Origin of the sequence: Cytobacillus sp. FSL K6-0129, assembly GCF_038007625.1 — a bacterium.
Taxonomy (GTDB): domain Bacteria; phylum Bacillota; class Bacilli; order Bacillales; family Cytobacillaceae; genus Cytobacillus; species Cytobacillus kochii.
Map to the genome: position 1 here is coordinate 2,235,304 of NZ_JBBOXM010000001.1, position 20,947 is coordinate 2,256,250.

Genomic DNA, 20,947 nt, shown 5'->3' on the forward strand with positions numbered 1-20,947 from the left:
AAAAGTACAAAATCCTGAAAAACAGATAGCCAAAACACCACAAATGAATGATCGTGATTTTACAAACGACCTACTCGCAATGGAAAAGTACATGAGTGATTCTTATAGCATTTATTTAAATGAAGTTAGTAATCAAACACTTTATGAAGATTTTATGCGTATTTTTACTGAAACAAAGAATGAACAACGTCATCTTTATAACCTCATGTTTGAAAGAGGTTGGTACAGTCTTGATGCAGCAGATCAACAAAATCTGCAACAATCTTACCAACAATTCCAAGGTTACTCTACACAATTTCCCTATGGAACAAACGGTAACATCCAATAGCTAAGTTAAAAGGAATAAAACAGGAACAGATGTTGACCAACAATCATCATCTGTTCTTATTTTTTTATTTTTTTTTATTATCATCAGGCTTTTGTTGCCGCTGTTTTTCATTTAAATCTTTAATCTTTGTAATTAGCTCCATCATTTCTTGCTTCCCTTCAGGGTACAATTGATTCCAATGTTTTACTAAAGGTGGCATCTGTTTAGCAATGAATGAATAGATAATCCATGATTTTACTTCTCCTTTTAATGTTTCGTCACTTTCTCCTAATAACAATTCCGTGTATTTTTCTACCATTGCTTCTATCTTCTGATCCAAATCATGAGCCAACTTTTATCGCTCCTTTACCATTTTTTAATCCTCATTCATAACACAACCAAATTTGGTAACAATATTAATTAGATGCATTTAATACTTCTGATTGACGGTGATACCTTTGAGCATATGGGATAAGTTTAAAAAAATCAAAGATGATGGTTGGAAATCTTTATTAAAGCAGTCAACTGATTTTCAGTCTACCTATTATTTTAATGAAAAAACGAATGAACGGTTTGGTTTTCATTTTTATGCGACTTTAGTAGATGAACAAATTATTCAGGAAAGTGCTTTACCAGCGCTTTTAACAAAAAAATTTGAATCACTGGAAGATTTGCATAGAATAGTTCCCATAGCAGATATTCATATTTTAAAAAATCCAAGCGATATAGAACAAAAGTTATTAAATGGATATGTACTTGTCACACTAGATTCTGATAAAAATCGTTTTGGATTTATTGCCGCTCAGAAAGAAATTGTCCGTTCTCTCACTCAACCTGAAATTGAGTTTTCTGTAATTGGACCTAAGGAAGCGTTTGTTGAGGCTATTGGTCAAAACTTAAACTTGATTAGAAAAAGATTACCTATTAAAGAATTAATTTCACAAGAATATACTGTTGGAAAACTTTCGAAAACAAAAGTAGCTGTCTTACATATAGAAGGAATTACTAATAAAGACAATGTTGATACTGTGAAACAACGTATAAAAAATATTGAGATTGACACGATTTCTGATAGTTCAAATATTGTTGAATTATTAAGTGATAATTCCAATTCCCTATTTCCACAATTGCTGGACACTGAGAGGCCTGATCGAGTAGCAGCTATTCTTGCTGAAGGAAAAATCGCCATAATCGTTGATGGTTCACCACATGTGTTAATAGCGCCCACGACGTTAATTGAATTTTTTAGCGCTTTCGAAGACTATTTTCTCAATTGGATTGTCGCTACATTTTTTCGCTTAGTGCGATTTTTTGCTGTTGTCTTTTCAGTATTGGTTACACCGATTTACGTTGCAGCTATGACATATCAATACGAGCTCATACCACCAGACTTATTAGGGTTATTAGTAACATCAAGAAGAACCATTCCGCTCCCCCCGATTCTCGAAGCATTATTCCTTGAGCTAACGATTGAATTATTGCGTGAGGCGGGGGCACGGCTCCCTACTAAAGTCGGTCAAACTATTGGTATCGTAGGGGGTATTGTTATTGGTACAGCATCAGTTGAAGCCGGTCTTACTAGTAACGTACTGTTAATCTTTGTCGCATTAGGTGCATTAGGTTCCTTTACAACACCTGTTTATAAAATGGGTAATACCATTAGGGTTTTACGATTTCCCTTTCTTCTGTTTGCACAATTTTGGGGTGTATTAGGAATTCTTTTTTGTTTCTGTATTCTCATTGCCCACTTATTACGCCTGACCTCACTAGGAAGACCTTTTTTGGCGCCAATATACCCGCTTAGATTAGCAGATATGAAGGATACACTTATTCGCGCACCATTACAAAAAATGTACAGGCGTCCACATGTTTTAAGAACGCAAAAACCAAAACGATTCAATAAGAAGAAAGCTGAAAACCCAAAAGACATTGATGAATAACCCTAGCCTTAATAGAGGTGATGAATATGCAAAGCCAAACGATTCCCAATAACTTAAAAATATCTCCCTATCTCGTTTTTTATGTGATGATCGCTATGCAAATTGGCATTGGCATTCTAGGATATCAAAGAATTATTGCCGACTATGCTGGATATGATGCATGGATTTCCATTCTCATTTTAGGTGTTTATATTCATATTGTATTATGGATGATGTACAAATTATGTGAAATGGTTAATGGAGATATTATTACCGTTCATGAATTTCTTTTTGGGCGATTCATTAGTAAAGTGGCAAGCTTCGCCTTTGTTTTATTTTATATCACTTACCTTCTTTCCTTTATATTGAATTTTATCGAAGTTATTCAAATATGGATGTTTCCAGATATAAATAATTTTGCGTTTTCGGTATTGTTCTTACTTCTATCAATATATATTGTATACGGTGGACTTAGGACAGTTGTGGGTGTTTGTTTTTTTGGAACCATTTTACCAGCCTATTTAGTATTCACATTCACCTTTACGCTAAAGTACGCTGACTTCACCCACTTATTACCGATTTGGCAACATAAAATCACCGAATTATTACAAGCTTCCTATCATATGTCACTAACTTCTGTTGGATTTGAAGCAATTTTATTTATCTATCCTTTTATTAACCAACCGCAGAAGTCGAAAAAATGGGCACATATCGGAGTCGCCACCACGACAATTTTTTATACGATATTAGCGATAATTGCTTTTGCTTATTTCTCAAAAAAGCAATTAGAAAATACGATTTGGGCTACACTTTCTATGTGGCAAATGGTGCAATTTCCATTTGTTGAACGCTTTGAGTATATTGGGGTCGCCAATTGGTGTTTAATACTACTACCGAATATATGTCTCTCCCTTTGGATTGCTTCAAGGTTACTTAAAAGAGCCACTAAATTAAAACAAAGGAAAGGAGCCATACTGATTTCAACCATCTCTGTTATTATCGTTACTTTTTTTGAGAAGGGCTTAGATATTGAAAGGTTTAATCAAGTGGTTGAACTGGTGTCTGTTGCTTTTGTATTTGTTTATATTCCCTTTTTGTACTGTTTATCCCTCATTATAAAGAAGGTGAAGAAAACATGAAAAAATGGATATGTATCATTTGCTGCCTGTTTATACTTACTGGATGTGTACAAAAAAGAATAATAGATGAACTCAATATCGCAGTCGCAACTGGCTTTGACCCTGATACGAGTGATGAGCATTTGTTAAAGACAACCTTTCTTATGGAAGTATTCAACAAAGAAATGAGTGTAGAGAACAAAACTGTTACAACAACCGGTGATCTCAGGAGAGAGACACTGTATAAAGCAAACCGGCAATCACCCAATCCAATTGTAGTCGGAGGTTTAAGGCTTACATTATATAATATTGCCATTGCCGAACGTGGATTAACTGTATATGTAGACGCCTATCAACGAGATGCTTCAATTGGAAAACGAATCTACTTTGCAACCACTGATAGTAGTACGGAGGAAATTTTAACAGGTGAATATGGCCCTCAAGGGAATGGAACTTTTATTTCTGACTTAATTGAACACAATGTTGACTATGGAGATTTACCTAAAACGAACTTAACTTTATTTATGAGAGATTTTTATCAAGAAGGGAAGGATATCTTCTTACCACATATCAAAAAAATCAATGAGCAAGAAATAGAACTAGCCGGCATATCATTATTCAAAGATCATGCTGCATATAAAATTCTCCCTAGTGATAAATTATTTTATTTTAAATTACTCGTTGATCGTTATAGTAGAGGTGATTTCTCTATCGACTTGCCGGATGGTCAAAAAGTGGCTATTAAAAGTATACATTCCAACCATAAATATAAATTAGATAAAAAGGATCCAACAAACATCACCATTAAAATTAAGGTCCAAGGTAATATAAAAGAATATTCAGGAAATAATTTGGATGATAAAAAAATAAAAGAGATAACGAATTTCATCAATAAGAAAATAAAAAATGAATGTTCAGCGCTTATTCAGTCATTTCAAGAAGATAATGCCGATCCAATCGGAATAGGTAAGGTTTATAGCACAAAAATACGCAATTTTGATTATAAAGAATGGAAAAAGGGATATCCTGACTTAAACATTAAAGTTGATGCGAAGGTAATTATACTGGATACTGGTGCATCTATCTAACAGCATTAACCCGAGAATTTAAAATTCTCGGGTTTCTTTTTCCTACGAAGATCTGGAAAACATGTACCGTTTACTATGAAATCCAATTGAAAAAATTAGCCCCATAGCGAGCATATTGCCCATTAGTGAGCTTCCTCCATAACTAATGAACGGTAGTGGGATTCCTGTAATCGGTAAAACACCAATTGTCATTCCGATATTTTGAAAGACATGGAAAGTTATTAAACTAATTACCCCTACACAAACATATGTATAGAATGGCGTTCTCGTACTAATACCTATTTTAGTCAAATGATAAATCAATAAGAAAAATAAACTAACAACCACACTTGCCCCAATAAAACCGAACTCTTCTCCTATGATACTAAAAATAAAATCTGTGTGACTTTCTGGTAAGTAAACTTCTCTTGTGCCGTAGCCCTTTCCTGTTGTCTCACCAGAACCGATTGCAAGTAAGGAGCGCGTTAGTTGAAAACCTGTAGAACTTTGATAATTATAAGGATCGATCCAAGAATAAATTCGCCCCAATTGGTATTCCTTCACGCCCAAATATTTCTCCAACAACTCTGGATGCCACAATACAAAATAAAAAATACCAACAACTAAAGTTACACCTACACTTACAATAGGCGCAAGTATTTTCCAAGTGATACCTGAGATAAAAACCATTCCGAGCAAAATCGCTAAAATTACCAAGGAAGTCCCCAAATCTGGTTGTTGCATGATGAGTAACAAAGGGAACCCAGTAACAATTAGCATTTTAAATAATAGGAAAAAATCTGTTTTCACAGTTTTTAATTGTGTCTTTTGATGATGGTCATCGATGACCCTGGCTAAAGCTAATATGAGAAAAACCTTTACTAACTCAGCAGGCTGTATTTGTCCAAGACCAGGCAGCCGTATCCATGATTTCGCTCCATTAATTACAGGAGCAATACTTTCAGGTGCGACAACAAGAAACCCAAGTAGCAATAGTCCAAAACCGTAAGCATACCAAGAAATTTTCTTTAATTGTTCAGCATCTAATGTAATGACTGCTAGTATAATCCCTATTCCCACTACATACCATACAATTTGTTTTAGTAAAAAATTCTCACCGTATTGTTCAGTCGTTTGTGCACTATATATAGAAATACAGCTCACTAAAAACAATAAAAATAAAATAAGAACTAAAGTATAATCAATTCTCGATGTTGTCGTTCGTTTAGAAGTCATTAATCAATCTCCTTATGAAACAAAGGCTCTTCATTAAAAATAATCTGTGTACAATACTTCATTATATTTTTTTTAGATGAAAATCACAACAGCTACGTATATTTCTTTTTTGTAACAAAGAAAAAATGCATATTATAATTGTACATATTTACTTTGAATATCCTTCACCATCCACATGATGTTATTAGGTACTTGTGGCAAGAAATATCCGATAAAAAGAGGGCTTGTTACATATCGAGGGACAATTTTTGCAAATATTTCATTCTCGAAATGGTAAAAGAATAGATTATAGCTGTTACATGTAAAAGGAAAATACCTCAAAATATATTTGGTTGCCATTTGAATATATTTAGCAAACGCTGCGATATCCTTTTTCTGTCCTAATTTAACATTAAATTCATAAAAACCAATACGTGGTTTATTAGATAAAGAAAATTCAGTATCACCATGTTGATCAATTAACTCTCCTACAAAATCGTCAGCCTGCACCTTATTTTGATATACGACATCATATAAACCTACAATTTGCATATGAGGATGAGCAATGCTTCCACCTGAATGAGGACCATGATTCTTGAAAAAAATCACAGATTTATATTTATCACTTTTCTCCATACTTAACCAATTGTCTAAACCAAATGTAATCAATCTGACTAAATGGTTGTCATCATACTGTGAAAGTTCCGTGTCACACTGATCTGTCTCGATTAAGACCGTTTGATGAGCATTTTCTAATACGGGATATTTATTCTCCAACCAAATGATCGGACCATCCTCCGCTATAATCTTCGTCAATTGTTCTCTCTGACAGAACGGACACACTTGTTCTTTATTCCTTATACTATTAGGTTTCTGTTTACCAATGCTTGTATTAAAAAATAAATGAGTATTTGTCATTTGTTATTCTCTCCTGATTTCAATTACTTACTTCTATTATAAAGGGCTTCTTCTTTATAGTGTGAAAGTTTGATTATGATTAGTATAAAATTCATCAATATTAAAGGCAACTTCACTTGCGTAACATGAAAACAAAAGTACATTATTAAATAAGATAAAAAAGATATTTGCATATGCAAATATCTTTCTTCTACTGTTAATTTACTATGACCTCAAATTCACTATGTTCATGTAATCCTTCATCATTTTCTACATGAACGACAATCTTGTATGTTCCATTATCAGTAAATGCATGTGTTGCTGTATACATCCCACTAGTTTCCTCTACTGCATCTACCCATGCCACCTGATGATCATCAATTGACTGAACGATTTCTAACCTCACATTTGCCTCTTCAAGTCCTTGTTCTTCTTTAGTAATATGAATATCAAATGGAGTTTCCTCATTCGTCTTAATATCAGCAGTAGGACTTATATGTATCGCTACATTTCCATCATGCTCATGTGCGCTGTGGCCTTGATTTTCTTCTTCGTTATCTATTTCAGCACTGCCTACCGCCACTTTAACTTTAGGCATAGTGTGCATACTTCTTGCGGTGACATGTGACTGAATATGATAGATAGCATCTTTTTCAAATGTATAGGATGCAACGTACTTGCCATCATTCTCGTGTTCTGCTTCTATTAATTCACCATTATCCTTTTTCCCATCTTCCCACAATTCAAATTTTACTTCATCTGCATCTTCCACAGACTCGTCTCCCTGAGTAACAGTAACTTCCAAGCGTACTTCTTCGTTCCTTTTAATCTGACTTGGTATCGAGATACTGGCATCGATTGCAGCAGGAACTGATCCTTCCCCACCACTAGAGTTTGCATCATTCTCTGCATTTCCACAAGCAGCAAGAAAAATAATCATAATTACAGAAAAGGTTGATATCCACTTCTTCATAAAAAGCCCCTCTTTCTTAAACATCTAATCTTTCTCATCTATATTACTAATAATATGTGTTAGAAAAGTGAAATAATTTGTTAATGAGAGAAATATGTAAAATAAAGAAAATATAGGTATAAAAAAAGATTTATTTGGAGAAACTTCTATTACAAGTGTAAATCCCCCTTTTTAGCTTCCATTCATGGAAGCTTTTTTTTTGTACTTATCTACAAAGCTTTCAACTAGATGCCTAGAAGCTTAATTTAAAATTAATCATACAAAAAAAGCTCATAAACCTTATAGAAGATTTAAGAGCTTTGACGCGCCTTAGAGGATTCGAACCTCTGACCCACAGCTTAGAAGGCTGTTGCTCTATCCAGCTGAGCTAAAGGCGCAAACTAAAATATGTATGGCTCCGCAGGTAGGATTCGAACCTACGACCGTTCGGTTAACAGCCGAATGCTCTACCACTGAGCTACTGCGGAATAATATAAATGGTGGGCCTAAATGGACTCGAACCATCGACCTCACGCTTATCAGGCGTGCGCTCTAACCAGCTGAGCTATAGGCCCCTATTTAAGCGGGTGAAGGGAATCGAACCCTCATCATCAGCTTGGAAGGCTGAGGTTTTACCACTAAACTACACCCGCATTTAAGAACTTCAACATACCGGTGGTCGGGGTCGAACCGACACTCCCGAAGGAACACGATTTTGAGTCGTGCGCGTCTGCCAATTCCGCCACACCGGCATAAAGGCAACACCCGGATTTGAACCGGGGATAAAGGTTTTGCAGACCTCTGCCTTACCACTTGGCTATGCTGCCATAACTGGGCTAGTAGGGTTCGAACCTACGAATGACGGAATCAAAATCCGTTGCCTTACCACTTGGCTATAGCCCAATAAAATGTTTAAAAATGGGGCGGCTGATGGGAATCGAACCCACGAATGTCGGAACCACAATCCGATGCGTTAACCACTTCGCCACAACCGCCATAATTGGCAGGGGTAGTAGGAATCGAACCCACATCAAAGGTTTTGGAGACCTTCGTTTTACCATTAAACTATACCCCTAGATGGTGGAGGGGGGCAGATTCGAACTGCCGAACCCGAAGGAGCGGATTTACAGTCCGCCGCGTTTAGCCACTTCGCTACCCCTCCAAAAAAGACTAAATGGTGGCTCAGGACGGAATCGAACCGCCGACACAAGGATTTTCAGTCCTTTGCTCTACCGACTGAGCTACTGAGCCAAAATAATAAATATGTAAATGGCGGTCCGGACGGGACTCGAACCCGCGACCTCCTGCGTGACAGGCAGGCATTCTAACCAACTGAACTACCGGACCAGATTGCGGGGGCAGGATTTGAACCTGCGACCTTCGGGTTATGAGCCCGACGAGCTACCGGACTGCTCCACCCCGCGATAATAAATATTAATGGCGGAGGAAGAGGGATTCGAACCCCCGCGGGCTTTAACACCCCTGTCGGTTTTCAAGACCGATCCCTTCAGCCAGACTTGGGTATTCCTCCATTAATAAAAAAGCAATAGCGGCGGAGGGGATCGAACCCCCGACCTCACGGGTATGAACCGTACGCTCTAGCCAGCTGAGCTACACCGCCATAGAATATTTTGTATAAAATTAATTGGTGGAGCCTAGCGGGATCGAACCGCTGACCTCCTGCGTGCAAAGCAGGCGCTCTCCCAGCTGAGCTAAGGCCCCTAAAAATATATATGTATATCTAGTGGTCGGGAAGACAGGATTCGAACCTGCGACCCCTTGGTCCCAAACCAAGTGCTCTACCAAGCTGAGCTACTTCCCGATACAAAACGCGCCCGAGAGGAGTCGAACCCCTAACCTTTTGATCCGTAGTCAAACGCTCTATCCAATTGAGCTACGGGCGCATATGGAGCGGAAGACGGGATTCGAACCCGCGACCCTCACCTTGGCAAGGTGATGTTCTACCACTGAACTACTTCCGCAAATATTCATTATAAAATACTAATGCGGGTGAAGGGAGTCGAACCCCCACGCCTTGCGGCGCCAGATCCTAAGTCTGGTGCGTCTGCCAATTCCGCCACACCCGCAAATATAAATGGTGAGCCATGAAGGACTCGAACCTTCGACCCTCTGATTAAAAGTCAGATGCTCTACCAACTGAGCTAATGGCTCGTACAAAGGACGAGTGGTGCCGGCCAGAGGACTTGAACCCCCAACCTACTGATTACAAGTCAGTTGCTCTACCAATTGAGCTAGGCCGGCAAATAAACACAAAAATGGTGGAGGATGACGGGATCGAACCGCCGACCCTCTGCTTGTAAGGCAGATGCTCTCCCAGCTGAGCTAATCCTCCAAAATGGTGACCCCTACGGGATTCGAACCCGTGTTACCGCCGTGAAAGGGCGGTGTCTTAACCGCTTGACCAAGGGGCCAAAAAATAACCCCAAAAATTGGGGTAGTTTGCCCGGCAGCGTCCTACTCTCACAAGGGGACAGCCCCTAACTACCATCGGCGCTGAGAAGCTTAACTTCCGTGTTCGGTATGGGAACGGGTGTGACCTTCTCGCTATCGCCACCGGACTATGAAATTGTAAGGGAATCGTTCCCTCAAAACTAGGTAATGTTGAAGAAGATATTTATGAGTAATCGCCTATGCGTTGCTGATGCGACTACTTACGTAGTGCTGTCTAGCTGCGGCGGCTTGGAGCCGCCCGCATTTCGTATTGTCCAGCTACAGCGCCTAGGTGCTCGAGGTCATAAGTCAAATTTGTCATGAGGTTAAAGAACAACCTCCTGTCAAATCTGTCTTATGCTTGTCGCACCTGTGCAAGGCGCTTTCGCTTTTCGTTTTTGGTTAAGTCCTCGATCGATTAGTATTAGTCAGCTGCATGTGTCGCCACACTTCCACCTCTAACCTATCAACCTGATCATCTTTCAGGGATCTTACTAGCTTGCGCTATGGGAAATCTCATCTCGAGGGGGGCTTCATGCTTAGATGCTTTCAGCACTTATCCCTTCCGCACATAGCTACCCAGCGATGCCTTTGGCAAGACAACTGGTACACCAGCGGTGCGTCCATCCCGGTCCTCTCGTACTAAGGACAGCTCCTCTCAAATTTCCTGCGCCCACGACGGATAGGGACCGAACTGTCTCACGACGTTCTGAACCCAGCTCGCGTACCGCTTTAATGGGCGAACAGCCCAACCCTTGGGACCGACTACAGCCCCAGGATGCGATGAGCCGACATCGAGGTGCCAAACCTCCCCGTCGATGTGGACTCTTGGGGGAGATAAGCCTGTTATCCCCGGGGTAGCTTTTATCCGTTGAGCGATGGCCCTTCCATGCGGAACCACCGGATCACTAAGCCCGACTTTCGTCCCTGCTCGACTTGTAGGTCTCGCAGTCAAGCTCCCTTGTGCCTTTACACTCTACGAATGATTTCCAACCATTCTGAGGGAACCTTTGGGCGCCTCCGTTACTCTTTAGGAGGCGACCGCCCCAGTCAAACTGCCCACCTGACACTGTCTCCCATCCCGATAAGGGATGTGGGTTAGAATTTCAATACAGCCAGGGTAGTATCCCACCGACGCCTCCACCGAAGCTAGCGCTCCGGCTTCTAAGGCTCCTACCTATCCTGTACAAGCTGTACCAAAATTCAATATCAGGCTACAGTAAAGCTCCACGGGGTCTTTCCGTCCTGTCGCGGGTAACCTGCATCTTCACAGGTACTATAATTTCACCGAGTCTCTCGTTGAGACAGTGCCCAGATCGTTACGCCTTTCGTGCGGGTCGGAACTTACCCGACAAGGAATTTCGCTACCTTAGGACCGTTATAGTTACGGCCGCCGTTTACTGGGGCTTCGATTCAAAGCTTCGCGTGAGCTAACCTCTCCTCTTAACCTTCCAGCACCGGGCAGGCGTCAGCCCCTATACTTCGCCTTGCGGCTTCGCAGAGACCTGTGTTTTTGCTAAACAGTCGCCTGGGCCTATTCACTGCGGCTCATCAAGGCTTTAACACCCTAATGAGCACCCCTTCTCCCGAAGTTACGGGGTCATTTTGCCGAGTTCCTTAACGAGAGTTCTCTCGCTCACCTTAGGATTCTCTCCTCGCCTACCTGTGTCGGTTTGCGGTACGGGCACCTTATTCCTCGCTAGAGGCTTTTCTTGGCAGTGTGGAATCAAGAACTTCGGTACTAAATTTCCCTCGCTATCACAGCTCAAGGTATATGACCATGGGATTTGCCTCATGGTCCCTCTAACTGCTTAGACGCACATCCAATAGTGCGCTTACCCTATCCTCCTGCGTCCCCCCATCACTCAAACAGAATACGGTGGTACAGGAATATCAACCTGTTGTCCATCGCCTACGCTTTTCAGCCTCGGCTTAGGTCCCGACTAACCCTGAGCGGACGAGCCTTCCTCAGGAAACCTTAGGCATTCGGTGGATGGGATTCTCACCCATCTTTCGCTACTCATACCGGCATTCTCACTTCTAAGCGCTCCACCAGTCCTTACGGTCTAGCTTCAACGCCCTTAGAACGCTCTCCTACCACTGAACATCAACGATGTTCAATCCACAGCTTCGGTGATACGTTTAGCCCCGGTACATTTTCGGCGCGGAGTCACTCGACCAGTGAGCTATTACGCACTCTTTAAATGGTGGCTGCTTCTAAGCCAACATCCTGGTTGTCTAAGCAACTCCACATCCTTTTCCACTTAACGTATACTTTGGGACCTTAGCTGGTGGTCTGGGCTGTTTCCCTCTTGACTACGGATCTTATCACTCGCAGTCTGACTCCCATGGATAAATCTTTGGCATTCGGAGTTTGTCTGAATTCGGTAACCCGATGAGGGCCCCTAGTCCAAACAGTGCTCTACCTCCAAGATTCTTACGCATGAGGCTAGCCCTAAAGCTATTTCGGAGAGAACCAGCTATCTCCAAGTTCGATTGGAATTTCTCCGCTACCCACACCTCATCCCCGCACTTTTCAACGTACGTGGGTTCGGGCCTCCATCCAGTGTTACCTGGACTTCACCCTGGACATGGGTAGATCACCTGGTTTCGGGTCTACGACCACATACTAAATTCGCCCTATTCAGACTCGCTTTCGCTACGGCTCCGTCTGTCCAACTTAACCTCGCATGTAATCGTAACTCGCCGGTTCATTCTACAAAAGGCACGCTATCACCCATTAACGGGCTCTAACTACTTGTAGGCACACGGTTTCAGGATCTCTTTCACTCCCCTTCCGGGGTGCTTTTCACCTTTCCCTCACGGTACTGGTTCACTATCGGTCACTAGGGAGTATTTAGCCTTGGGAGATGGTCCTCCCTGCTTCCGACGGGATTTCTCGTGTCCCGCCGTACTCAGGATCCACTCTGGAGGGAACGAAGTTTCAACTACAGGGCTTTTACCTCCTATGGCGGGCCTTTCCAGACCTCTTCGTCTATCTCGTTCCTTTGTAACTCCGTATAGAATGTCCTACAACCCCAAGAGGCAAGCCTCTTGGTTTGGGCTAATCCCGTTTCGCTCGCCGCTACTCAGGGAATCGCGTTTGCTTTCTCTTCCTCCGGGTACTTAGATGTTTCAGTTCCCCGGGTCTGCCTTCCATACCCTATGTATTCAGGTATGGATCCTATCCCATAACGGATAGGGGGTTTCCCCATTCGGAAATCTCCGGATCAAAGCTTACTTACAGCTCCCCGAAGCATATCGGTGTTAGTCCCGTCCTTCATCGGCTCCTAGTGCCAAGGCATTCACCGTGCGCCCTTATTAACTTAACCATTGTTCGGCTTGCGATAAGCTACGCATTTCGGCGTCAGCTCACTCGTCAACATCCTCATGTGCACAAGACGCACACTCCGGTGTTTCCTCGCTCGCTTCCTTGAACTGCTTGCTTCTCACAACCCTCTCGGTTGTGTTTATTAAAAAAGTTTAGTATCTTAAATCAATCTATAATATATAGAGAGAAAAAATAACTAAGGTGGCGATTACTCGGTAATCTTCTTCATTACATTATCTAGTTTTCAAAGAACGATTGAATTGAGAGATTATACTCTCAAAACTGAACGAACAGTCTAACATCAAGTTAATTCCGTATATTCCTTAGAAAGGAGGTGATCCAGCCGCACCTTCCGATACGGCTACCTTGTTACGACTTCACCCCAATCATCTGTCCCACCTTAGGCGGCTGGCTCCAAAAGGTTACCCCACCGACTTCGGGTGTTACAAACTCTCGTGGTGTGACGGGCGGTGTGTACAAGGCCCGGGAACGTATTCACCGCGGCATGCTGATCCGCGATTACTAGCGATTCCGGCTTCATGTAGGCGAGTTGCAGCCTACAATCCGAACTGAGAATGGTTTTATGGGATTGGCTAAACCTCGCGGTCTTGCAGCCCTTTGTACCATCCATTGTAGCACGTGTGTAGCCCAGGTCATAAGGGGCATGATGATTTGACGTCATCCCCACCTTCCTCCGGTTTGTCACCGGCAGTCACCTTAGAGTGCCCAACTAAATGCTGGCAACTAAGATCAAGGGTTGCGCTCGTTGCGGGACTTAACCCAACATCTCACGACACGAGCTGACGACAACCATGCACCACCTGTCACTCTGTCCCCCGAAGGGGAAAGTCCTATCTCTAGGATTGTCAGAGGATGTCAAGACCTGGTAAGGTTCTTCGCGTTGCTTCGAATTAAACCACATGCTCCACCGCTTGTGCGGGCCCCCGTCAATTCCTTTGAGTTTCAACCTTGCGGTCGTACTCCCCAGGCGGAGTGCTTAATGCGTTTGCTGCAGCACTAAAGGGCGGAAACCCTCTAACACTTAGCACTCATCGTTTACGGCGTGGACTACCAGGGTATCTAATCCTGTTTGCTCCCCACGCTTTCGCGCCTCAGCGTCAGTTACAGACCAGAAAGTCGCCTTCGCCACTGGTGTTCCTCCAAATCTCTACGCATTTCACCGCTACACTTGGAATTCCACTTTCCTCTTCTGCACTCAAGTTCCCCAGTTTCCAATGACCCTCCACGGTTGAGCCGTGGGCTTTCACATCAGACTTAAGGAACCGCCTGCGCGCGCTTTACGCCCAATAATTCCGGACAACGCTTGCCACCTACGTATTACCGCGGCTGCTGGCACGTAGTTAGCCGTGGCTTTCTGGTTAGGTACCGTCAAGGTACCGGCAGTTACTCCGATACTTGTTCTTCCCTAACAACAGAGTTTTACGATCCGAAAACCTTCATCACTCACGCGGCGTTGCTCCGTCAGACTTTCGTCCATTGCGGAAGATTCCCTACTGCTGCCTCCCGTAGGAGTCTGGGCCGTGTCTCAGTCCCAGTGTGGCCGATCACCCTCTCAGGTCGGCTACGCATCGTCGCCTTGGTGAGCCGTTACCTCACCAACTAGCTAATGCGCCGCGGGCCCATCTGTAAGTGATAGCAGAACCATCTTTCAATCTAATTATATGTATAAATAGATATTATCCGGTATTAGCCCCGGTTTCCCGGAGTTATCCCAGTCTTACAGGCAGGTTGCCCACGTGTTACTCACCCGTCCGCCGCTAATCTTTGGGAGCAAGCTCCCTCAGATTCGCTCGACTTGCATGTATTAGGCACGCCGCCAGCGTTCGTCCTGAGCCAGGATCAAACTCTCCAATAAAGTGTTTGATTAGCTCATTTGCACCTATGGTGCTTTGTTGCTGATAAATCAGCTTTTTAAAATTACGCTTGACGTTTTATGTTCGTTCAGTTTTCAAAGAACAATCTCGTTCGCTTCAGAAGCGACCTTCTTAATATATCACCCAGTGTGTTTGATGTCAATAACTTTTTTATAAAATCTTATGTAAGTTACTGCGTCAGTAACGACTGCTTTAATATAATATCACCTGTTATTATTATTCGTCAATAACTTTTTTAAAAAAATTAATCTATTACATAAATAAAAAGGAGTCAGCACTTTCATGTTATGCTGACTCCTTTTTATTATAGTATTTGCGATAAGAACGCTTTCGTCCTTTCATGTTGTGGGTTATCAAATAATTCTACTGGTGTTCCCTCTTCCACAATTTCACCGTAATCAAATAGAACAATACGGTCAGCTACTTGGCGAGCGAATCCCATTTCATGTGTAACTACTACCATTGTCATTCCTGATTCAGCCAACGTCTTCATTACATCCAATACCTCTTTTACCATCTCAGGATCTAACGCTGAAGTCGGTTCATCAAATAACATGATTTTCGGTTGCATCGCCAGCGCTCTTGCAATAGCCACCCTTTGTTGTTGTCCACCTGAAAGTTGACCTGGATATTTATCAGCTTGTTCAGGGATACCCACCCTTTCAAGCAACTCTTTCGCGATTTGTTCAGCTTTTTGCTTCTTCCACCGCCTCACCCATATCGGTGCTAAAGAGATGTTTTTTAGAATCGTCATATGCGGAAAGAGATTAAAAGATTGAAAAACCATCCCTGTTTCTTTTCTTATTTCTTCTATATTCTTTAAATCATCAGTCAACTCAATACCATCTATCTTTATTTGTCCTTGTTGGAACTCTTCTAAAGCATTAAGGGTGCGAATAAAAGTAGATTTCCCTGAACCAGATGGCCCCAGAACAACAACAACCTCACCTTGTTTCACACTAATATTTACATCTTTTAAAACATGCAGTTGTCCAAACCATTTATTTAATCCCTTCACTTCTATTATATTTTCTCTTTTTTCAATAGGTATATCTATTTTCTCAACTCCAAATATACTTTCCATCTATATATCCCCCTAACGCTCTCCGGCACCTAAAGTATTTTCTAATCTTCTACTTACATACGACATAAGCGAACAGAATATAAAGTAAATAAACGCGATAAACAGAAATACTTCCATGTTCTTACCTAAAAAGGCAGGATTTGCAATCACCTTTTGCCCCATCCCTAATAATTCAGTTAATCCTACAATCGCTACAAGAGAAGTATCTTTGAAAATTGAGATAAATTGACCAACACAAGCTGGAATTACAGCTTTGATAGCTTGAGGAAGAACAACAAAACCCATGGTATATGTGGAATTTAAACCTAAAGCTTGCGCTGCCTCGAATTGTCCCCTCGGGATCGATTGCAATCCACCTCTTATATTTTCAGCTAAATACGCCGCACTAAATAATGTGAAACCAACCATTGCCCTGAGGACATTACTCACGTCAATACTATTACCTAAAAAAAGCGGCAACATCAACTGAAATACAAATAGTATTGTAATTAGAGGGATCCCTCTTATCAGTTCAATATAAATGATACAAAACCATTTCACTACAGGGAGTTTACTTCGTCTTCCTAGAGCTAATAAAACTCCCAAAGGAAAAGAACAAACAATTGCCACACTTGCAATAAGTAGCGTTAACAAGAAACCTCCCCAAATATTAGAATTCACTTTTGGTAAAATACCGAAACCATTGAATAGAGAAATAACAAGCGGAATGAACAATATCCATAATAATAAAACTGGGATTTTTAGCTTCTTCACTTTTCTTCCTATTATATAAAAGAGGAAAATGAAAATAATATTCCCTACAAGAATAAGCCTCGTATTTGTTTGGATAAATGGCAGGACAAGCGAAACGAGCATTAGCCCAGCAATAACCAATGCCACATGCCTCATCACTCCTCGCCATAGCCCCCATGAGCTTCCTAAAAGAGCAGAAATGAGAAAAATAGCTACCCAAACTCTCCAAGTCTCCTCTAATGGAAATTGCCCAACCATGAGTAAACGAAAGTTCGTTTCGATAACAGTCCAATCAGCTGTGAAAATAAATTCCCCTGTATGGAAGACAACATATGAAATAATGGCAACTGACACGATAGTTAATATAATATTTGGCCAAGTACCGAATAAGTTTGTCTTTAACCAACCACCTACACCGACTGTTTTTTTAGGCGGTCCCACAACCGAAGTATCAGTAGTAACGTTTATTTGAGGTTCATTGTTCATGCTTACACCTACCTTTCAACGAGTTGTGCTTTCTTATTAAAGTAGTTCATAAATAAAGAAGTAATTAAACTAAACGTTAAATAAACAGCAATCATTATCGCAATGGCCTCTATTGGGCGCCCTGCTTGATTCATTACTGTGTTTCCGATACTTACAATCTCTTGATAACCAACTGCAACAGCCAAACTTGAATTCTTAGTTAAGTTCAAATACTGACTGGTTAAAGGTGGGATAATAATTCTAATAGCCTGTGGGAAAATCACCAATCTTAGAGCTGTTGAATTTTTTAACCCTAATGCTTTCGCAGCTTCAGACTGCCCCTTATTGACTCCATTGACCCCAGCTCGTATGATCTCCGCAATAAATGTAGATGTATAAATGACCAACCCGAGTAATATAGCGGAAAATCCAGGTGATAGGACAAAACCACCATCAAACCCATTTCCTGCAACAGACGGAGCATGGAAGGTTACTGGTGTATTTCCAGTGACTACGTAAGATATAATAGCAACCACCACGATAACGCCCAACGCCCACAATGATGGAAAATTCTTTTTCCCAGACTCGATTTGTTTCTTTAACATCAAACGATATACAAAAAAAGCAATTACCAGTGACACAAGGAATAAAATGCCCCAGAGTAAAATCCCTTGATTTTCTTCGTACCAAGGAATAGCTGTACCGCGATTTGAGAAAAGCATTGGTCCAATCTGAAGGGCTTCTTGAATTTTTGGCATTGGTAAAAACACGGCATAAAACCAAATAAAAATTTGTACAAGCAATGGTGTATTTCGAAAAATCTCGATGTACGCTCCGGCAAGTTTACTTAATAACCAGTTATTCGACATTCTCGACAACCCTACAATCAATCCAAGAATAGTCGTCAAAATGATACCAAAGAATGCAACCCTCAATGTATTAAGCATGCCTATGAGTAAAGCTTTTCCATATGTATCAGTCGGTTGATAATCAATCATCGCCTCCGAAATAGAAAACCCCGCTGTATTGGCAAGGAAATCGAACCCTAACTGTAAACCTATTTGTCTTAGTCCACTTAACGCATTGTTAATTAAAAGATATCCGAATGCTAAAACGATAATAGCAAATACTACTTGTAATATAATTGGGATAATCTTTTTATTTCGCCAAAATGGTGGAGAAATCGACTTCTTCTGATTCGACAGTTCACTCACATCTTACACTCCCTTCTAGAGGTACCTATTTAACTAATAGTTTAAAATAGACCTGCTATAGAGAATTCTCATCAAGCAGGTCTATCTTTACTTAACGGAATGGAGGAGAGTAAAGAATTCCGCCATCAGTGTATAATGCGTTTAACCCTCTATCTAACTTGAAAATAGTATCTGCTCCAAGATTCTTCTCGAAAATTTCGCCATAATTCCCTACTTGTTTAATAATCTGGTAGGCAAAGTCATTAGGGAGCCCTAACTGTTCTCCAAGATTTCCTTCAGTTCCTAGCAATCTTCTAATTTCAGGATTTTCCGATTCTAAAAATTCATCAACATTTTTAGAATTGATGCCAAATTCTTCAGCTTGAATAGTAGCATTAACCATCCAGTTCACTGCATCAAACCACTTATCATCTCCACCTTTTACTGACGGTCCAAGTGGCTCTTTCGATAAGTTCTCTTCCAAAATCTTATGGTCATCAGGATTTTCCATAACTGCCTGCCTTGCAACTAATCCTGATTTATCTGTTGTCCATGCATCGATGCTTCCTGATTCATATGCCGCTACCACTGCATCTTGACCATCAAACACAACCGCCTCATGCTCAATACCAAGCGCCCTCATCTGATCTGCTAAGTTCAGCTCTGTTGTTGTTCCTGTATCTACACCAATACGCATACCTTTTAAATCCTCAAGAGACTCTACCCCACTGTCAGCTCTCACCATAATACCTTGCCCATCATAGAAAGTTGTTGGAGCAAAATTCAAACCAACTTCCGAATCCCGGTTTGTTGTCCATGTTGTGTTTCTAATTAACACATCAACTTCGCCTGTTTGCACAGCTGTAAATCTCTCTTGAGCAGATAAAGGTCTAAACTCAACGGCTTCGGCATCCCCTATCGCACCCGCTGCTAGTACTCGAGCGAAATCAACATCAAACCCAACGTTCTTACCACTCTCATCGATGTAGCCAAACCCCGGCAATTCATCATTCACCCCAGCAACTAGCTTCTTATTATCAATCACTTTACTAAGAATAGAACTTCCAGATGATCCATTATTTGAATCCCCGCTTTCCTTCCCCCCCGCCTCTTCATTTGAACAACCAGTTAAAGCAAGCAATACTACTAAAAATAAACTCATAAAACCAAAAGAAATTTTCTTCATAATTAACCCCCTTTATTCTGTTATTTAACAGAATTTTTAGATATTTAACAATAGTAATAGACTTACCATGTAAGATTGTCTATCACTATATGTTATATATTAACTTTATTGTTTTTTATAGTCAACATTTATATTTTAAATATTCTTAAAAATATAAATATTTAGAATTAATAAATCAACTTAAAATTTTACTAACATACTAATCTCTTCCTATACGATTGACGTCTAATCATGTTTACTTACAAATAAGAGTATTTCTTAATAATGTTTCTCGTTTAACTAACACTCATCCTAAATACCCATTCTACACATCGGATTAATAATCTTTTTTTACCAAAACGGACCACATTTCACCTTCCCCTTCTCTTCTTCCATTTTTCCGTAATTAATCCATAAAAGTAGTTTCTCAATATAACACTTTATCTTCTTTCTTTTTGCAGAAATAATGAATGAAAAAGATATAACTTTCGATTATAAATGACAAACGATTATAATATTGATGAGGTGAATAAATATGGGTAGAGATAGAAAGTTCTCCATTACAGAATTATACGAACATACACAAGCATTATTACTAGAAGTTGGATATGAAGGATTTACGTTTAGTTTACTAGCAGAAAGGCTACATGTAGCTAGAGGGACAATTTATAAGTATTTTAAAAATAAAGATGAACTTATTACAGCTTTTATGATTTATGAAATGAATCAGTTTATGAAAAAACTCGAGCAAATTGAGGAAAAAGGGGATTTTGAACGGCAATTTACTTACTTAATGGAGATTATCTTTGAAAGAACTGAGATTCAGGAATTAATCAATATTACAAAGCAAGTGAATACAACAAACGAAAAAACAGTTGCAAATCAAACTTATTTTAAGAGCATGAGTATAAATATGTATACATGCTTACAAAACTTTGTCCAATTAGGTAAGCAAGAAGGAAAGTTAAACCCCTCCTTGCCAGACACAATGATATTAGGCTTTATTTTTCAATCAGTAGCCATTCCAAATCATTTTCAGTTACCACGTGAGCAATGGGTTCAATCCATTATTGAAATGGTAAGTAACGGGATACGCACATAATAATTGACACATGTGTCACTTTGGAGCAAAATATGATAGAAGCATGGATTTTTA

General features: G+C 40.6%; 13 protein-coding genes, 24 tRNA genes and 3 rRNA genes. 5 read left to right on the forward strand and 35 right to left on the reverse strand.

All coding sequences use genetic code 11. The annotated features are described in order from the left end of the window. Nucleotides 1-43: 43 nt before the first annotated feature. A complete protein-coding gene (locus MHI57_RS11140) occupies nt 44-328 on the forward strand; it encodes a spore coat protein (RefSeq protein WP_095373606.1) in 285 nt (94 codons plus the stop codon). A gap of 64 nt (nt 329-392) precedes the next feature. Here MHI57_RS11140 and MHI57_RS11145 read toward each other — a convergent pair whose 3' ends face one another. Continuing rightward, nucleotides 393-659: a DUF2573 family protein gene (locus MHI57_RS11145; RefSeq protein WP_095371980.1), complete on the reverse strand. Its 267-nt coding sequence runs from the start codon at nt 657-659 to the stop codon at nt 393-395. Between the two features lie 106 nt (nt 660-765). Here MHI57_RS11145 and MHI57_RS11150 point away from each other — a divergent pair, with 106 nt between their 5' ends. Genes MHI57_RS11150 through MHI57_RS11160 form a run of 3 tightly spaced genes read left to right on the forward strand, consistent with a single transcriptional unit; the run spans nt 766 to nt 4,432 of the window. Then, a complete protein-coding gene (locus MHI57_RS11150; RefSeq protein WP_095371979.1) occupies nt 766-2,247 on the forward strand; it encodes a spore germination protein in 1,482 nt (493 codons plus the stop codon). A gap of 26 nt (nt 2,248-2,273) precedes the next feature. Beyond that, the gene (locus tag MHI57_RS11155; RefSeq protein ID WP_340976372.1) at nt 2,274-3,365 is read left to right on the forward strand and encodes a GerAB/ArcD/ProY family transporter; all 1,092 of its coding nucleotides are present in this window, start codon (nt 2,274-2,276) and stop codon (nt 3,363-3,365) included. Continuing rightward, the gene (locus MHI57_RS11160; RefSeq protein ID WP_095371978.1) at nt 3,362-4,432 is read left to right on the forward strand and encodes a Ger(x)C family spore germination protein; all 1,071 of its coding nucleotides are present in this window, start codon (nt 3,362-3,364) and stop codon (nt 4,430-4,432) included. Before MHI57_RS11155 ends, MHI57_RS11160 begins: the two co-directional genes overlap by 4 nt. Nucleotides 4,433-4,474: 42 nt before the next feature. On the opposite strand, the gene rodA is transcribed toward MHI57_RS11160, so the two are convergent. The 34 genes from rodA to MHI57_RS11330 form a co-directional block, all read right to left on the reverse strand. Further along, the gene (gene rodA / locus MHI57_RS11165) at nt 4,475-5,647 is read right to left on the reverse strand and encodes a rod shape-determining protein RodA (protein ID WP_095371977.1); all 1,173 of its coding nucleotides are present in this window, start codon (nt 5,645-5,647) and stop codon (nt 4,475-4,477) included. Between the two features lie 132 nt (nt 5,648-5,779). Beyond that, nucleotides 5,780-6,544: a DUF4931 domain-containing protein gene (locus MHI57_RS11170; RefSeq protein WP_340976374.1), complete on the reverse strand. Its 765-nt coding sequence runs from the start codon at nt 6,542-6,544 to the stop codon at nt 5,780-5,782. Between the two features lie 196 nt (nt 6,545-6,740). Next, on the reverse strand, nt 6,741-7,496 hold the full coding sequence (locus MHI57_RS11175) for a FixH family protein (protein ID WP_322910436.1): 756 nt from the start codon (nt 7,494-7,496) through the stop codon (nt 6,741-6,743). Nucleotides 7,497-7,799: 303 nt separating this feature from the next. After that, nucleotides 7,800-7,873 (reverse strand) — tRNA-Arg (locus MHI57_RS11180). A gap of 15 nt (nt 7,874-7,888) precedes the next feature. Continuing rightward, a tRNA-Asn gene (locus tag MHI57_RS11185) sits at nt 7,889-7,963 on the reverse strand. A 10-nt stretch (nt 7,964-7,973) separates the two neighbouring features. Continuing rightward, nucleotides 7,974-8,050 (reverse strand) — tRNA-Ile (locus tag MHI57_RS11190). A 7-nt stretch (nt 8,051-8,057) separates the two neighbouring features. Beyond that, a tRNA-Gly gene (locus MHI57_RS11195) sits at nt 8,058-8,128 on the reverse strand. Nucleotides 8,129-8,145: 17 nt separating this feature from the next. After that, nucleotides 8,146-8,227 (reverse strand) — tRNA-Leu (locus tag MHI57_RS11200). A 4-nt stretch (nt 8,228-8,231) separates the two neighbouring features. Continuing rightward, nucleotides 8,232-8,302, reverse strand: a tRNA-Cys gene (locus MHI57_RS11205). A gap of 4 nt (nt 8,303-8,306) precedes the next feature. Next, nucleotides 8,307-8,378: transfer RNA gene (locus MHI57_RS11210), tRNA-Gln, on the reverse strand. 16 nt (nt 8,379-8,394) lie between these two features. Next, nucleotides 8,395-8,470 (reverse strand) — tRNA-His (locus MHI57_RS11215). Nucleotides 8,471-8,476: 6 nt separating this feature from the next. Next, nucleotides 8,477-8,550 (reverse strand) — tRNA-Trp (locus tag MHI57_RS11220). 3 nt (nt 8,551-8,553) lie between these two features. After that, a tRNA-Tyr gene (locus MHI57_RS11225) sits at nt 8,554-8,637 on the reverse strand. 13 nt (nt 8,638-8,650) lie between these two features. Next, nucleotides 8,651-8,726, reverse strand: a tRNA-Phe gene (locus MHI57_RS11230). Between the two features lie 19 nt (nt 8,727-8,745). Beyond that, nucleotides 8,746-8,822 (reverse strand) — tRNA-Asp (locus MHI57_RS11235). A 3-nt stretch (nt 8,823-8,825) separates the two neighbouring features. Further along, nucleotides 8,826-8,899: transfer RNA gene (locus MHI57_RS11240), tRNA-Met, on the reverse strand. A gap of 14 nt (nt 8,900-8,913) precedes the next feature. Beyond that, nucleotides 8,914-9,006: transfer RNA gene (locus tag MHI57_RS11245), tRNA-Ser, on the reverse strand. 16 nt (nt 9,007-9,022) lie between these two features. Further along, nucleotides 9,023-9,096: transfer RNA gene (locus tag MHI57_RS11250), tRNA-Met, on the reverse strand. Between the two features lie 25 nt (nt 9,097-9,121). Continuing rightward, nucleotides 9,122-9,197: transfer RNA gene (locus MHI57_RS11255), tRNA-Ala, on the reverse strand. Nucleotides 9,198-9,220: 23 nt separating this feature from the next. Beyond that, a tRNA-Pro gene (locus MHI57_RS11260) sits at nt 9,221-9,297 on the reverse strand. An 8-nt stretch (nt 9,298-9,305) separates the two neighbouring features. After that, a tRNA-Arg gene (locus MHI57_RS11265) sits at nt 9,306-9,379 on the reverse strand. 3 nt (nt 9,380-9,382) lie between these two features. Then, nucleotides 9,383-9,457: transfer RNA gene (locus MHI57_RS11270), tRNA-Gly, on the reverse strand. Between the two features lie 23 nt (nt 9,458-9,480). Continuing rightward, nucleotides 9,481-9,562, reverse strand: a tRNA-Leu gene (locus MHI57_RS11275). A gap of 9 nt (nt 9,563-9,571) precedes the next feature. Beyond that, nucleotides 9,572-9,647, reverse strand: a tRNA-Lys gene (locus MHI57_RS11280). A gap of 14 nt (nt 9,648-9,661) precedes the next feature. Then, nucleotides 9,662-9,737 (reverse strand) — tRNA-Thr (locus MHI57_RS11285). A gap of 15 nt (nt 9,738-9,752) precedes the next feature. Continuing rightward, nucleotides 9,753-9,828: transfer RNA gene (locus tag MHI57_RS11290), tRNA-Val, on the reverse strand. A 4-nt stretch (nt 9,829-9,832) separates the two neighbouring features. Continuing rightward, nucleotides 9,833-9,907 (reverse strand) — tRNA-Glu (locus MHI57_RS11295). A 30-nt stretch (nt 9,908-9,937) separates the two neighbouring features. After that, a 5S ribosomal RNA gene (rrf, locus tag MHI57_RS11300) occupies nt 9,938-10,054 on the reverse strand. Nucleotides 10,055-10,324: 270 nt separating this feature from the next. Continuing rightward, nucleotides 10,325-13,258, reverse strand: a 23S ribosomal RNA gene (locus MHI57_RS11305). 326 nt (nt 13,259-13,584) lie between these two features. Further along, a 16S ribosomal RNA gene (locus MHI57_RS11310) occupies nt 13,585-15,133 on the reverse strand. The 16S, 23S and 5S rRNA genes sit together here with 24 tRNA genes alongside, the layout of an rRNA operon. A gap of 323 nt (nt 15,134-15,456) precedes the next feature. Continuing rightward, nucleotides 15,457-16,236, reverse strand: a complete 780-nt coding sequence (locus MHI57_RS11315; protein WP_095371974.1) for an amino acid ABC transporter ATP-binding protein — start codon at nt 16,234-16,236, stop codon at nt 15,457-15,459. Between the two features lie 12 nt (nt 16,237-16,248). Continuing rightward, nucleotides 16,249-17,454, reverse strand: a complete 1,206-nt coding sequence (locus tag MHI57_RS11320; RefSeq protein WP_095371973.1) for an amino acid ABC transporter permease — start codon at nt 17,452-17,454, stop codon at nt 16,249-16,251. Between the two features lie 8 nt (nt 17,455-17,462). Further along, nucleotides 17,463-18,638: an amino acid ABC transporter permease gene (locus MHI57_RS11325; RefSeq protein WP_416337114.1), complete on the reverse strand. Its 1,176-nt coding sequence runs from the start codon at nt 18,636-18,638 to the stop codon at nt 17,463-17,465. Nucleotides 18,639-18,738: 100 nt separating this feature from the next. Continuing rightward, complete coding sequence (locus MHI57_RS11330) at nt 18,739-19,812, reverse strand: amino acid ABC transporter substrate-binding protein (protein ID WP_095371971.1); 1,074 nt, start codon at nt 19,810-19,812, stop codon at nt 18,739-18,741. A gap of 514 nt (nt 19,813-20,326) precedes the next feature. Here MHI57_RS11330 and MHI57_RS11335 point away from each other — a divergent pair. Further along, on the forward strand, nt 20,327-20,893 hold the full coding sequence (locus MHI57_RS11335; RefSeq protein ID WP_340976383.1) for a TetR/AcrR family transcriptional regulator: 567 nt from the start codon (nt 20,327-20,329) through the stop codon (nt 20,891-20,893). Nucleotides 20,894-20,947 lie beyond the last annotated feature (54 nt).

Coding starts and splice junctions, on each gene's coding strand:
- MHI57_RS11170 (WP_340976374.1), bottom strand. CDS start 6,544: ATGACAAATACTCATTTATTTTTTAATACAAGCATTGGTAAACAGAAA.
- MHI57_RS11335 (WP_340976383.1), top strand. CDS start 20,327: ATGGGTAGAGATAGAAAGTTCTCCATTACAGAATTATACGAACATACA.
- MHI57_RS11155 (WP_340976372.1), top strand. CDS start 2,274: ATGCAAAGCCAAACGATTCCCAATAACTTAAAAATATCTCCCTATCTC.
- MHI57_RS11160 (WP_095371978.1), top strand. CDS start 3,362: ATGAAAAAATGGATATGTATCATTTGCTGCCTGTTTATACTTACTGGA.
- MHI57_RS11330 (WP_095371971.1), bottom strand. CDS start 19,812: ATGAAGAAAATTTCTTTTGGTTTTATGAGTTTATTTTTAGTAGTATTG.
- MHI57_RS11140 (WP_095373606.1), top strand. CDS start 44: ATGAATGATCGTGATTTTACAAACGACCTACTCGCAATGGAAAAGTAC.
- rodA (WP_095371977.1), bottom strand. CDS start 5,647: ATGACTTCTAAACGAACGACAACATCGAGAATTGATTATACTTTAGTT.
- MHI57_RS11320 (WP_095371973.1), bottom strand. CDS start 17,454: ATGAACAATGAACCTCAAATAAACGTTACTACTGATACTTCGGTTGTG.
- MHI57_RS11315 (WP_095371974.1), bottom strand. CDS start 16,236: ATGGAAAGTATATTTGGAGTTGAGAAAATAGATATACCTATTGAAAAA.
- MHI57_RS11175 (WP_322910436.1), bottom strand. CDS start 7,496: ATGAAGAAGTGGATATCAACCTTTTCTGTAATTATGATTATTTTTCTT.